Source organism: Streptomyces sp. NPDC001933 (assembly GCF_042890955.1).
GTDB lineage: Bacteria > Actinomycetota > Actinomycetes > Streptomycetales > Streptomycetaceae > Streptomyces.
Genome location: NZ_JBIASS010000013.1, coordinates 205,214 through 217,769, shown reverse-complemented (window position 1 = coordinate 217,769; position 12,556 = coordinate 205,214). Strand labels below are relative to the sequence as shown.

11 protein-coding genes are annotated in these 12,556 nt (G+C 70.9%); 4 read left to right on the top strand and 7 right to left on the bottom strand.

What is annotated here, in order from left to right:
- Positions 1-67: 67 nt before the first annotated feature.
- Positions 68-949 (bottom strand): GNAT family N-acetyltransferase, encoded by an 882-nt coding sequence (locus ACFYY7_RS29155; RefSeq protein ID WP_388665995.1) that lies wholly within the window; start codon positions 947-949, stop codon positions 68-70.
- 393 nt (positions 950-1,342) lie between these two features.
- Between ACFYY7_RS29155 and rho the strand changes: the two genes are divergently transcribed.
- Both rho and ACFYY7_RS29145 read left to right on the top strand, forming a co-directional pair.
- Positions 1,343-2,533, top strand: coding sequence for a transcription termination factor Rho (rho, locus tag ACFYY7_RS29150; RefSeq protein WP_388665992.1), 1,191 nt, complete (start codon positions 1,343-1,345; stop codon positions 2,531-2,533).
- Positions 2,534-2,587: 54 nt separating this feature from the next.
- Positions 2,588-3,586: an aldo/keto reductase family protein gene (locus ACFYY7_RS29145; protein WP_388665989.1), complete on the top strand. Its 999-nt coding sequence runs from the start codon at positions 2,588-2,590 to the stop codon at positions 3,584-3,586.
- Positions 3,587-3,643: 57 nt separating this feature from the next.
- Here ACFYY7_RS29145 and ACFYY7_RS29140 read toward each other — a convergent pair whose 3' ends face one another.
- The 5 genes from ACFYY7_RS29140 to ACFYY7_RS29120 form a co-directional block, all read right to left on the bottom strand.
- On the bottom strand, positions 3,644-5,005 hold the full coding sequence (locus ACFYY7_RS29140; protein ID WP_388665986.1) for an NAD(P)/FAD-dependent oxidoreductase: 1,362 nt from the start codon (positions 5,003-5,005) through the stop codon (positions 3,644-3,646).
- A 132-nt stretch (positions 5,006-5,137) separates the two neighbouring features.
- A complete protein-coding gene (locus ACFYY7_RS29135; protein WP_388665983.1) occupies positions 5,138-5,479 on the bottom strand; it encodes a hypothetical protein in 342 nt (113 codons plus the stop codon).
- Positions 5,480-5,508: 29 nt separating this feature from the next.
- A complete protein-coding gene (ctaD, locus tag ACFYY7_RS29130; protein WP_388665980.1) occupies positions 5,509-7,239 on the bottom strand; it encodes a cytochrome c oxidase subunit I in 1,731 nt (576 codons plus the stop codon).
- 335 nt (positions 7,240-7,574) lie between these two features.
- A complete protein-coding gene (locus tag ACFYY7_RS29125) occupies positions 7,575-8,312 on the bottom strand; it encodes an SDR family oxidoreductase (protein ID WP_388665977.1) in 738 nt (245 codons plus the stop codon).
- Between the two features lie 209 nt (positions 8,313-8,521).
- Complete coding sequence (locus tag ACFYY7_RS29120; RefSeq protein ID WP_388665974.1) at positions 8,522-10,744, bottom strand: NADP-dependent isocitrate dehydrogenase; 2,223 nt, start codon at positions 10,742-10,744, stop codon at positions 8,522-8,524.
- A gap of 301 nt (positions 10,745-11,045) precedes the next feature.
- Here ACFYY7_RS29120 and ACFYY7_RS29115 point away from each other — a divergent pair, with 301 nt between their 5' ends.
- Both ACFYY7_RS29115 and ACFYY7_RS29110 read left to right on the top strand, forming a co-directional pair.
- Entirely contained in the window at positions 11,046-11,975 is a 930-nt protein-coding gene (locus ACFYY7_RS29115; protein WP_388665971.1) for an LLM class F420-dependent oxidoreductase, read from the top strand.
- Positions 11,976-12,035: 60 nt separating this feature from the next.
- Entirely contained in the window at positions 12,036-12,377 is a 342-nt protein-coding gene (locus ACFYY7_RS29110) for a hypothetical protein (RefSeq protein ID WP_388665968.1), read from the top strand.
- A 10-nt stretch (positions 12,378-12,387) separates the two neighbouring features.
- On the opposite strand, the gene ACFYY7_RS29105 is transcribed toward ACFYY7_RS29110, so the two are convergent.
- A complete protein-coding gene (locus ACFYY7_RS29105) occupies positions 12,388-12,546 on the bottom strand; it encodes a hypothetical protein (RefSeq protein WP_388665966.1) in 159 nt (52 codons plus the stop codon).
- Positions 12,547-12,556: the final 10 nt, after the last annotated feature.

The following is a 12,556-nucleotide window of genomic DNA, read 5'->3' as shown; positions in this document are numbered from 1 at the left end:
CGGTCCGGGTACGCGATGTCTGCGTCCGGCGGTCCGGAACTCCCGGGCCGCCGGACGTTCGTGGCACCTACAGATCGAGCTGGTACTCGACCGAGCTGTGTGTCGGCTCGTAGCCGAGTGCGTCGTTGATGCGCCGCATGTGCGTATTGCTGTCGGCGGTGTCCGTCAGCAGCCCCTCCAGGCCGGGGTGGGTCTCGCGGGCGTGGAGGATGGAGTCTGCCTTCATCCACGCTCCGAGGCCGTGTCCCCGGTGCTCGGGAAGGACTCCGGTGCCGTAGTGCTGGGCGTCGCCCTTTCCGTCGCCCGGGACGACGAGTTCCGTGAAGCCCACGATCCTGGTGGTGGACTCCTCGACCGCCGCGACGGTGTGGAGCAGGTCGCCGCGGGCCGCGACGGCCGCCGCCGCGGAGCGGACCCGGTCCACGTCCCAGACGACCGTGCCGAAGTCGGTGTCGTCCATGGGCATGTCGTCCATGGCCCGGCGGGAGGCGGCGAACGTCGGCGCGAGTTCGTCCGGGACGGTGCCGTCCCAGGAGATCAGCCGGTAGCCCGGGTGCGGCCGTCCGACGGCCCGGTGCAGGGCCTCGGTGTCGGCCTTCGCCAGCGGGAGCCGTACGTACGTCAGGGTCAGGACCCTGCGCAGTCCCTTGGCCCGCAGGAAGTGGTCTCCCGCCGATCCGGTCCCGGTCTGCGCGATGACGCTGCGCCGGTCCTCCTCGCGGGCGGCGGCGACCGCGGCGTCGAACAGCAATGAGCCGACGCCGTTGCGGCGCTCCGCGGGGTGGACGGCGAGTTCCAGTTCGGCGAGGTGGTCCTGGCCCTCGCGGGTGATGACGCGCAGGAACGCCGAGCCGAGGGGACTGCCGTCGGGGCCGGAGGCGAGCCAGGCCAGACGGTGGCTCCCGGCGGGCCGGTCGGGGTCGGCCAGCGCGGTGATGCGTATCGACAAAGTGACTCCTGTGCGCCCGGGGCGCCGGTCGGAACGGGTGAGCGGGCGGGGGGCCCGGAGAACCACATCACTCCGCGAGAGCCTCGGCAACCGGATTTCGGGGCCCTGGCAGTCCTGCCCGTCCCCGGCACGGTCCCGCTCCCGCAGGGCCGTGCTATCGTTTTTGTGGTACCAGTGTCCGCCTCGCTCCGAGGCGCCGGTGCCGATTCATCTCTCCGAAGCTGCCGCGCCCGTCCTTCTCCGACCGGCGATCCAGCTCTCCGCATCACCTCATCCAGTCCGGGCCGGGCTCTGCCCGTTCGGACTTTCCCGCCCGTCGTCGGGGGCGTGTTCTCTGCCGCCCCGCGCCGTCCGGCCCCTTATTCGCCATGTCCGCGAAAGGACCCACCCGACATGACCATCTCTCTCGAACACCCGCTTCAACAAAGGCAGTTGACCGCCGATGCCACGAACATCACCGAGGCCGCCGGCGTACTCGACCTCACACACCAGGGGAACGGCGTACTGCGCGTACGGAACGGCCTCCCCTCCCCCGGCGACGTGGTGGTCCCGGCCGCCCTGATCCGCCGCCACGGCCTGCGCAGGGGCGACGCCGTGACCGGACTCTGCGACCGGCCCCGCACCCTGTCCGTCGTGGAGCTGGTCAACGGCCGTTCCCCGCAGGCGCTCCGGGGCCGGCCCCACTTCCGTGACCTCACCCCGCTCCACCCCCGGCAGCGGCTGCGGCTGGAGACGCCGTCCGGCGGTGCCGCGATGCGGCTCGTCGACCTGCTCGCACCGGTCGGCAAGGGACAGCGCGGGCTCGTCGTCGCGCCGCCCAGGACCGGCAAGACGGTGCTGCTCCAGCAGATCGCCGCGGCCGTCGCCGCCAACCACCCCGAGTGCCACCTCATGGTGGTGCTGGTCGACGAACGTCCCGAAGAGGTCACCGACATGCGCCGGTCGGTCCGGGGCGAGGTGCTCGCCTCGACGTTCGACCGGCCCGCGAAGGAACACATCGCGCTCGCCGAACTCGCGGTGGAACGTGCCAAGCGGCTGGTCGAACAAGGCCAGGACGTCGTCGTCCTGCTCGACTCCCTCACCCGCCTGTGCCGCGCCCACAACAACGCCTCCGCCGCGGGCGGACGCACCCTCAGCGGCGGTGTCGACGCGGCCGCCCTGCTCGGCCCCAAGCAGCTCTTCGGCGCCGCACGGCTCGCCGAGGAGGGCGGCTCCCTCACCATCCTGGCCACCGCACTGGTGGAGACGGGCTCCCGTGCCGACGACTACTTCTTCGAGGAGCTGAAGAGCACCGGCAACATGGAACTCCGGCTCGACCGCACACTCGCCCAACGACGCGTCCACCCGGCCGTGAACATCCCGTCTTCCGGCACCCGGCGCGAGGAACTCCTCGTACCGGAGAGCGAATTGCGGGTGGTGCGCGGGCTGCGGCGCGCGCTGCACACCAGAGACCCGCAGACCGCGCTGGAAACCCTGCTGGACCGGCTCCGCCGCACCCCGGACAACGCCTCGTTCCTCCGCGCCGTCCACGGCACCGTCCCACGGGCCCGAGCCTGTCCGGACGGCACCGGCGCGGACGCATAGCATGGCCCGGCGATTGCGTGATCCGCGCCTGACGAGCACAGGGAGAGCAGCCACATGGAGTTCCGCCGACTCGGCCGCAGCGGCCTGACCATCAGTGAGATCGCTTACGGGAACTGGCTCACCCACGGTTCCCAGGTGGAGGAGGACGCGGCTGCGGCCTGCATCCGGGCCGCTCTGGACGCCGGGATCACCACCTTCGACACCGCGGACGTCTACGCCGAGACCCGGGCCGAAGCCGTCCTGGGCCGGGCGCTCAAGGGCGAACGCCGCGAGGGCCTGGAGGTGTTCACCAAGGTCTACTTCCCGACCGGCCCCGGACACAACGACCGGGGGCTCGGCCGCAAGCACATCATGGAGTCCATCGACAACTCGCTGCGCCGTCTGCAGACGGATTACGTGGACCTGTACCAGGCCCACCGCTACGACCACTCGACACCGCTGGAGGAGACGATGGAGGCGTTCGCCGACGTCGTCCGCTCCGGCAAGGCCCTCTACATCGGCGTCTCGGAGTGGACGGCCGCCCAGCTCCGCGCCGCGCACGGGCTGGCCCGCGAGCTGCGGGTGCCGCTGATCTCCAACCAGCCTCAGTACTCGGCGCTGTGGCGGGTCGTCGAGAGCGACGTGGTGCCCGCCTCCGAGGAACTGGGCATCGGCCAGATCGTCTGGTCCCCGATCGCCCAGGGCGCGCTCACCGGCAAGTACAAGCCGGGTGCGCCGCTCCCGGCCGGTTCGCGCGCGACCGACGACAAGGGCGGCGCGAACATGATCGCCGACTGGCTGCGCGACGACGTGCTGGAGCGCGTCCAGCGGCTGCGGCCGCTCGCCGACGGCGCCGGTCTCAGCCTGGCCCAGCTCGCGGTCGCGTGGGTGCTGCAGAACTCCAACGTCTCGGCCGCGATCATCGGCGCCTCCCGGCCGGAGCAGGTGGCGGAGAACGCCGCGGCGGCCGGCGTGACGCTCGACGCGGAGCTGCTGAAGCGGATCGACGAGATCCTGGACCCGGTGGTCGAACGGGATCCCGGGCTGACGGCCGGGCACGCGGGCAACAGCTGATCCGGCCGCACGGCCCCGGCCCGGCCTTGTGCGGGGCCGGGGCCGTGCGCTGCGGGATCAGGTGCCGGTGTGCAGCGAGGCGGTGTGCTCGCGGACCTGTTCCGGTGTGAGGTAGGCGTTCGTGTGCTCGAAGTCGCGCAGCCTGGCCGGCTGCCGGGACAGGAAGCCGGTGCGTACGAAGTCGTCGCCCGCGACGGCGTTGAGGATCCAGTTGGTCGCGACCCGGGCCTTGGCGACATTGGTGCGCAGCGCCGACCAGTGGTAGCCGCGGGCGACGGCCTGTGCGGGAATCCCGTGCAGCTCGATGCCGAGCGGCTTGGAGACCGCGTCCTTGCCGCCGAGGTCCACGACCAGACCGAGGTCCTTGTGGACGTACGGCTTCAGCGGCTGGTTGCGCAGGGTCGCGATGAGGTTGTCGGCGAGCCTGCGGCCCTGGCGCATGGCGTGCTGTGCGGTGGGCGGGCAGACCGCTCCGTCGCCCTTGTGCAGGTCCGGCACGGCCGCGCAGTCGCCGAGGGCGAAGACGCCGTCGAAGCCCGGCAGGCTCATCTCGGGGGTGACGGCCAGCCGGCCGCGTACCGTCTCCGCGTCGAACGTGCTGACCAGCGGGCTGGCGGCGACGCCCGCCGTCCAGATCAGGGTCCGGCAGGGCAGCACCCGGCCGTCGGTGAAGGTGACCTTCTCCGGGGCGGCCTCGGCGATCGAGACGCCGAGCGAGACCTCGATGCCGCGTGCCCGCAGCATCTGAAGGGCGCTTCGGCCCAGCTTGTCGCCCAGTTCGGGCATCAGCTTCGGGGCGATGTCGATGAGGTGCCACTTGATCAGCTTCGGGTCGAGCCGCGGGTACTGCCGGAGCGCGCTGGTGGTGAGGCGCTGCAGGCAGGCCGCGGTCTCGGTGCCCGCGTAGCCACCGCCGACCACCACGAACTGTAGGCGCGAGGCCCGTTCGTTCTCGTCGTGGCTGGCGTCGGCGAGGTCGAGCTGGGCGATCACATGGTCCCGTACGTAGGCGGCCTCGGCCAGTGTCTTCATGCCCCGGGCGTTGTCCAGCAGGCCGGGGATGTCGAAGGTGCGGGTGACGCTCCCGGCGCTGAGCACGATGTAGTCGTAGGGCTCGTAGACGATCTCGTCGGTGATCTTGCGGATGACGCAGATCTTCGCCTTGGGATCCACGCCGATGGCCCCGCCCGGGATGATCCGGGTGCGGTGCTTGCGGCTGCGGCGCAGCGAGATGGCGATCGACTGGGGGGTGAGCACGCCCGCCGCGACCTGTGGCAGCAGGGGGAGGTAGAGCTGGTACGAGAACGGGGCGACGAGTGCGATCTCCGCCTCGCCGGGGATGAGACCGCGCTCCAGACGCCGCACGCACTCCACTCCGGCGAATCCGGCGCCGACAACGAGGATCCTGGGTCGTGCCACGGTGTTCGTCCCTTCTCGGGCCTGTACGTTCATCCGTTCGCCTGCCACGTCGCACGCGCCCGTCCACCCTCATCTTCACGAGCCCGGGACGAGTTCGCCTGCTGAGGGCGGCGGAACGGACGACGCAACCGGTCAGCGGGTGAGCAGGGTGACCGCGGTGCAGGTGCCACCGACGGCACCGACGGCCACGACACCGGCTGCCACGCAGCGTGCCCTGAGCCTGCGGTAGCGCGCCTCGTACTCGCCGCGCAGCGCGGTGGCGCGGGCCGAGATACGGCAGAGCGTCGCCCGTGACGCGGCGAGCCGGTCGGCGGTGTAGACGCGTTCGACGTCCTCGCGCTGGGCGGTGGTGAGCCAGGGCAGCTCGTCGGTGAAGCGGCCCGCGCGGCGGCGGGCCTCCTCGACCTCGGCGCTCCACAGCAGGTAGCCCTGCAGCTGTGCCAGGCCGCGGGCGCTGTCCTTGTCGGGGTCCACTCGTTCCTCCTTCCGCCGGGCCGTCGTGCTCAGTCCCGCTCGTCCCCCTGGGTCCGGGGCAGTTCCGTGACCGGACGGTTGAGGGCCTCGTCGAGCGCGCGGACCGAGGGGTGGTGCAGGTCGAAGGCCGGGGATTCGGAACGGATCCGGGGCAGGGTGAGGAAGTTGTGCCGCGGCGGCGGGCAGGAGGTCGCCCACTCCAGCGAGCGGCCGTAGCCCCACGGGTCGTCGGCCCCGACGTTCCGGCCGTACTTGGCGGTCTTCCAGACGTTGTAGAAGAACGGCAGCATCGACAGGCCGAGCAGGAACGAGGAGATCGTCGAGATCGTGTTCAGCGCGGTGAAGCCGTCCGCGGCGAGGTAGTCCGCGTAACGACGCGGCATGCCTTCCGCGCCCAGCCAGTGCTGCACCAGGAACGTGCCGTGGAAGCCCACGAACAGCGTCCAGAACGTGATCTTGCCGAGCCGCTCGTCCAGCATCTTGCCGGTGAACTTCGGCCACCAGAAGTGGAATCCGGCGAACATCGCGAAGACCACGGTGCCGAAGACGACGTAGTGGAAGTGCGCGACGACGAAGTACGAGTCCGAGACGTGGAAGTCCATCGGGGGCGACGCCAGGATCACGCCGGTCAGACCACCGAACAGGAAGGTGACCAGGAAGCCGATCGACCAGAGCATCGGTGTCTCGAAGGACAGCGACCCGTGCCACATCGTGCCGATCCAGTTGAAGAACTTCACACCGGTCGGTACCGCGATGAGGAAGGTCATGAACGAGAAGAACGGCAACAGCACGCCGCCCGTCACGAACATGTGGTGCGCCCACACGGTCGCGGAGAGGCCCGCGATGGCGATCGTCGCGCTGATCAGGCCGATGTAGCCGAAGATCGGCTTCCGGCTGAAGACCGGGATGATCTCGCTGACGATGCCGAAGAACGGCAGGGCGATGATGTACACCTCCGGGTGGCCGAAGAACCAGAAGAGGTGCTGCCAGAGCAGTGCCCCTCCGTTGGCCGGGTCGAAGACGTGCGCGCCGAACTTGCGGTCCGCCTCCAGCACCAGGAGGGCCGCCGCGAGGACCGGGAAGGCCAGCAGGACCAGCACAGCGGTCAGCAGGACGTTCCAGACGAAGATCGGCATGCGGAACATCGTCATGCCGGGGCCACGCAGGCAGATGATCGTGGTGATGAAGTTGACCGAGCCGAGGATCGTGCCGAAGCCGGAGAAGGCCAGCCCCATGATCCACATGTCGCTGCCGATGCCCGGTGAGCGGACCGCGTCGGTCAGCGGGGAGTAGGCGAACCAGCCGAAGTCCGCCGCCCCGTTCGGGGTGAGGAAGCCGGCCACGACGATGACCGAGCCGAAGAGGTAGAGCCAGTACGCGAACATGTTCAGCCGAGGGAACGCCACGTCGGGCGCGCCGATCTGCAGCGGCATGATCCAGTTGGTGAATCCGGCGAACAGCGGCGTCGCGAACATCAGCAGCATGATCGTGCCGTGGATCGTGAACGCCTGGTTGAACTGCTCGGGCGAGACGATCTGCATCCCCGGACGCGCCAGTTCGGCGCGCATGACGAGGGCCAGCACACCGCCCACGACGAAGAAGGCGAACGAGGTGACGAGGTAGAGCGTGCCGATCGTCTTGTGGTCGGTGGTGGTCAGCCACTTGATGACGACGTTTCCCGGTTCCTTCGCGTGGACCGGGAGCTCGTTCGCGTACCCCTCCTCCGCGTCGGCTGGCCCTGTTGTGCCCGTCGTCGTCACTGGGACGCTCCTTCGATCGTCGTTCGCGGGTGGACCGAGCACCCGGCAGGGGAGCCGTTTCCACCGGGACGGCCGGCAGACCGGTCCCGCGCGCGTCACGCCAGATTCCAGGAGCAGCAAATCAGCCGCGGGGCCACTGTGCGTGGCCCGCCGCCCGCCGTCGTACGACATTCACCCGTCAGGGCGCCCACAGGTCGGGGACGGGTTTCGTGCCGCCGGTCCGCCGTGGACCGGGCCGCCGCCGGCCGAACTCCTCTGCTGTGCGGTGCGGTTGCCGGGCGGTCCGGTGGACGCGCCCGGGGCCGGGGGCCGGCGGCGGGCTTTCCCGGCGCCGCTCAGGCCAGCCCGCCCGTCGCGCGGATGTTCTGCCCCGTGATCCACCGGCCGTCGTGACCGGCGAGGAAGGCGACCACATCGGCCACGTCGGCGGGCTGCCCCAGCCGGCGCAGCGGGGTCATGCCGACGACTGCCTCCAGTGCCTGCGGCTGGTTGTTGCCGCGCAGCAGCTCGGTGTCGGTGGCGCCGGGCGAGACGGTGTTGACCGTGATCCCGCGGGTACCGAGTTCATGGGCGGCGACTGCGGTGAGCTGCTCGACGGCGCCCTTGCTCGCGGCGTAGGCGGAGATGCCGGGGCCCGGCCGCACGGTGTTGGCCGTGGAGATGTTCACGATGCGGCCGCCGTCGCGCATCCTCAGCGCCGCGTGGCGGACCGTCATGAAGACCGCTCTGGTGTTGACCGCCAGGACCTGGTCGAAGACCGCGGGATCGGTGTCCGTGAGCAGCGAGGGGGCGGGGCACAGTGCGGCGTTGTTCACCAGGATGTCCAGCCCGTCGAGCTCTTCCTCGGCGACCGACATCAGGCGCTCGGGGCCGTCGGGCTCCGCGAGGTCCAGCCGGACCGCCCGGACCGTGCCGCCGTCGCCCCGCACGGTGCGGACGACCTCGGCCGCGGCGTCGTCGTCGGTGGCGTAGTTGAAGACCACGTGCGCCCCGTCGCGGCACAGTCGCTCGACGATCGCGCGGCCGATGCCCCGTGATCCACCGGTGACCACGGCGTTCCTGCCTGTCAGCACGGCCTCTCCCCTTCCATGGCACGGTTGGTCCGGGCGTACGAACCTACCGGTGGAAGGGCTCCACGGGGCCGGTTGCGCGGAAACTCCTCGATCCGGCGGCCCGGCTCCGGTGCCGCTCCTGGACATGGAACCGCCCCGGCCGGGCATGGTGCCGGCCGGGGCGGGAGGGGCGGGGGCGCCTGGTCGCGCCCCCTCTGCGCGGTGTCGTGTCAGCCGATGGAGGCGATGGCCTGGACGAAGGTCTGCGACGGACGCATGACGGCGGAGGCCTTGGCCGGGTCGGGCTGGTAGTAGCCACCGATGTCGGCCGGCGAGCCCTGCACCGCGATCAGCTCGTCGACGATGGTCTGCTCCTGCTCACCCAGCGTCTTCGCGAGCGCGGCGAACGCCTGCGCGAGCTGCGCGTCGTCGGTCTGCTGCGCCAGCTCCTGGGCCCAGTACAGGGCCAGGTAGAAGTGGCTGCCGCGGTTGTCGATGCCGCCCAGCTTGCGGCTCGGCGACTTGTCCTCGTTGAGGAAGGTGCCGGTCGCGCGGTCGAGGGTGTCGGCGAGGATCTGGGCGCGTGCGTTGCCCGTGGTCGTCGCCAGGTGCTCGAAGCTGGCCGCGAGCGCGAAGAACTCGCCCAGGCTGTCCCAGCGCAGGTAGTTCTCCTTGACCAGCTGCTGGACGTGCTTGGGTGCGGAGCCGCCCGCGCCCGTCTCGAACAGACCGCCGCCGTTCATGAGCGGGACGACGGAGAGCATCTTCGCGCTCGTGCCCAGCTCCAGGATCGGGAACAGGTCGGTCAGGTAGTCACGCAGCACGTTGCCGGTGACCGAGATGGTGTCCTCACCGCGGCGGATGCGCTCCAGCGAGAACGCGGTCGCCTCGACCGGCGACATGATCTCGATCTGCAGGCCGTCCGTGTCGTGGTCGGCGAGGTACTTCTTGACCTTGGTGATCAGCTGCGCGTCGTGGGCGCGGTCCTCGTCCAGCCAGAACACGGCCGGGACGCCGGTGGCGCGGGCGCGGGTGACGGCGAGCTTGACCCAGTCCTGGATCGGCAGGTCCTTGGCCTGGCACATGCGGAAGATGTCGCCGGCGCCGACGGCCTGCTCCAGGACGACCTCGCCGTTGCCGTCGACGACCCGCACCGTGCCGGTGGTGGGGATCTCGAAGGTCTTGTCGTGGCTGCCGTACTCCTCGGCCTTCTGCGCCATCAGGCCGACGTTGGGCACCGATCCCATGGTCGACGGGTCGAAGGCGCCGTTGGCGCGGCAGTCGTCGATGACGACCTGGTAGACACCCGCGTAGCTGCTGTCCGGCAGGACGGCAAGGGTGTCGGCCTCCTCGCCGTCGGGGCCCCACATGTGGCCGGAGGTGCGGATCATGGCCGGCATGGAGGCGTCGACGATGACGTCGCTCGGCACGTGCAGGTTGGTGATGCCCTTGTCCGAGTCGACCATGGCCAGCGCGGGGCCGTCGGCGAGCTCGGCCTCGAAGGACGCCTTGATCTCGGCGCCGACGTGCGGCACCGAGTCCAGGCCCTTGAGGATGGCGCCGAGGCCGTCGTTCGGGGACAGGCCGGCGGCCACGAGCGCCTCGCCGTACTTGGCGAAGGTGTTCGGGAAGAAGGCGCGGACCACGTGGCCGAAGATGATCGGGTCGGAGACCTTCATCATGGTGGCCTTGAGGTGGACGGAGAACAGCACGTTCTCGGCCTTGGCGCGGGCGACCTGCGCGGTGAAGAACTCCCGCAGGGCCGCGACGCGCATGACCGCCGCGTCGACGACCTCGCCCGCGAGCACCGGCACCGACTCGCGCAGCACGGTGGTGCTGCCGTCGTCGCCCGCGAGCTCGATGCGCAGCGCACCGTCCTCGGCGATGACCGTGGACTTCTCGGTGGAGCGGAAGTCGTCGACGCCCATGGTGGCGACGTTCGTCTTCGAGTCGGCGGTCCACTTGCCCATGCGGTGCGGGTGCGCCTTGGCGTAGTTCTTGACCGAGGCGGGGGCGCGGCGGTCGGAGTTGCCCTCGCGCAGCACGGGGTTCACCGCGCTGCCCTTGACCTTGTCGTAGCGCGCGCGGACGTCCTTGTCCTCGTCGGTCTGCGGGTCGTCCGGGTAGTCCGGCAGCGCGTAGCCCTGCGCCTGCAGCTCGGCGATGGCCGCCTTGAGCTGCGGGATCGAGGCCGAGATGTTGGGAAGCTTGATGATGTTGGCCTCGGGGCGCTTGGCCAGCTCACCGAGCTCGGCGAGCGCGTCGTCGATGCGCTGGCCCTCCTGGAGACGCTCGGGGAAGCTGGCGATGATGCGTCCGGCCAGCGAGATGTCACGGCTCTCGACATTGACCCCCGCCGTCGAGGCGTACGCCTGGATCACGGGCAAGAACGAATACGTCGCCAGGGCCGGGGCCTCGTCGGTGTGTGTATAGATGATGGTCGAGTCAGTCACCCTGTGCTCCGCTCCACGTCTGCAACATTGCTTGACATCAAGATATCTCGTGATCGCCCCGGCCTCGACAGGGCCCCGCGTTCACCGGCGCCGAACCGTGTCACCACGGCCGCGCACCGCGCATGCGCCCCGCCCGGGTCCGGCGGCCGCCCGTCGGCGTACGCCCCGGTCACCGCGTACGGATCGCACCCGCCCCACGGGCCGCGGCCGCACCCGGCACCCCTCCGCGAAGAGAGCCGCACGAACAACGGGCAAGTGTCATACGGTGGTTGTCCCGCTGCTCACCAGAAGGAGTACGCACATGCCGGTCTCGCTGGGTCTCGGTCTTCCGCAGATGAAGCAGTACGACATCGGCCGCGATGTGGCCGCCGTGGCACGCGCGGCGGAGGAGACCGGCTACGAGAGCCTGTGGGTCTTCGAGCGGATCATCTTCCCCGAGCCCGCCACACAGGGGCTGTACGGCGTTCCGGGGCTGCCGTGGCCCGAGCAGTACCGCAGCGTCGCCGACCCGCTGATCACGCTCGCGCTGGCCGCCGGGGCGACGGACCGGGCCAGGCTGGGCACCAGCGTCCTGGTCGCGCCGCTGCACGTGCCGTTCCAGCTGGCCCGTTCGCTGGCCTCGCTCGACGTGGCGAGCGGCGGCCGGGTGGTCGCGGGCCTCGGCACCGGCTGGTCCCTCGACGAGTACGCCGCCGCCTCGGTCGCCCCCTTCGAGAAGCGCGGCGCGGTGCTGGACGAGCTGCTCGACGTGTGCGCGGCCGTCTGGGGCCCGGACCCGGTCTCGTACCGGGGCGAGCTGACCACCATCGCCCCGTCGGTGGTCGGTCCGAAGCCGGTGCGCCCCATCCCGGTCTATCTGCCGGCGAACAGCCCCCGGGCCACCCGCCGCCTGGTCGACCGGGCCGACGGCTGGATGCCGGTGGCCATGGGCGCCGCACAGCTGGCCGAGCAGTGGAAGCGGGTCCAGGACCTGGCGGCCGAGCGGGGCCGGGAGCGTCCGGTCGACGTCTGCGCCCGCGCCAATGCCCGGTACACCGCCGAACCGGCCGCCGGTGCGGGCCGCACCCCCTTCCACGGCAATGTGGCCCAGATCGTCGAGGACCTGGTGGCCCATGCCGAGACGGGGGTCCCGGAGATCCTGCTGGACCTCCAGGGCACGACGCGCGACGCCTCGGAGCTGATCGACGTGGCCGGCGAGGTGTACGAGGCGGCGCGGGCAGCAGGCGTCTGACCGGGTACGACGCGGGGGGTCGGGTGGGGCGGCGAAGCGCATGGTGCACCATGGTCCGCGATGCGACGAGGACTGATGCACGGCATGGCCTGGGTGCTCTCCACGGGGGCCGCGGTCACGCTGTCCTGGTGGGGTGTCCACACGGTGCTGTCGGGGAGCGCCTACGAACCGCCCCGCGCCCTCCCGATCGCGGACGCGGCACGCGCCGAGGCCGAGAAGGCGAAGCCGCGGCCCTCCCTCACGTACCGCTCCGGAAAGTCCCCGGAACCCGGCACCTCTCCGTCCACCGAGAACAGGAACGGCGAGAACGACACGGCCCCGAAGCCCTCGGCCGGCGCCCCGCGAGGTTCCGCTCCGGCCGGCACGCCGAGCCCGGCCGCGAGCCCTCCGGCGAGGCCGTGAAGGTGAAGGGCTACACCGTCGACGGCGGCAGGGTCGTCTTCGGCATCGAGCGGGCCGACGCGGAGCTGGTCTCGGCGACTCCCGGATCGGGCTGGCAGATGCAGATGTGGAAGACGGAGCAGTGGATCCGGGTGACCTTCACCCGGGACGACCGCGAGATCCCGGTCATCTGCAGCTGG

What these genes read in the sequence shown, in the direction of transcription:
- rho (WP_388665992.1), top strand. Translation starts at nt 1,343, where the DNA reads ATGACCATCTCTCTCGAACACCCGCTTCAACAAAGGCAGTTGACCGCC.
- ACFYY7_RS29145 (WP_388665989.1), top strand. Translation starts at nt 2,588, where the DNA reads ATGGAGTTCCGCCGACTCGGCCGCAGCGGCCTGACCATCAGTGAGATC.
- ACFYY7_RS29115 (WP_388665971.1), top strand. Translation starts at nt 11,046, where the DNA reads ATGCCGGTCTCGCTGGGTCTCGGTCTTCCGCAGATGAAGCAGTACGAC.
- ACFYY7_RS29110 (WP_388665968.1), top strand. Translation starts at nt 12,036, where the DNA reads ATGCGACGAGGACTGATGCACGGCATGGCCTGGGTGCTCTCCACGGGG.
- ACFYY7_RS29105 (WP_388665966.1), bottom strand. Translation starts at nt 12,546, where the DNA reads ATGACCGGGATCTCGCGGTCGTCCCGGGTGAAGGTCACCCGGATCCAC.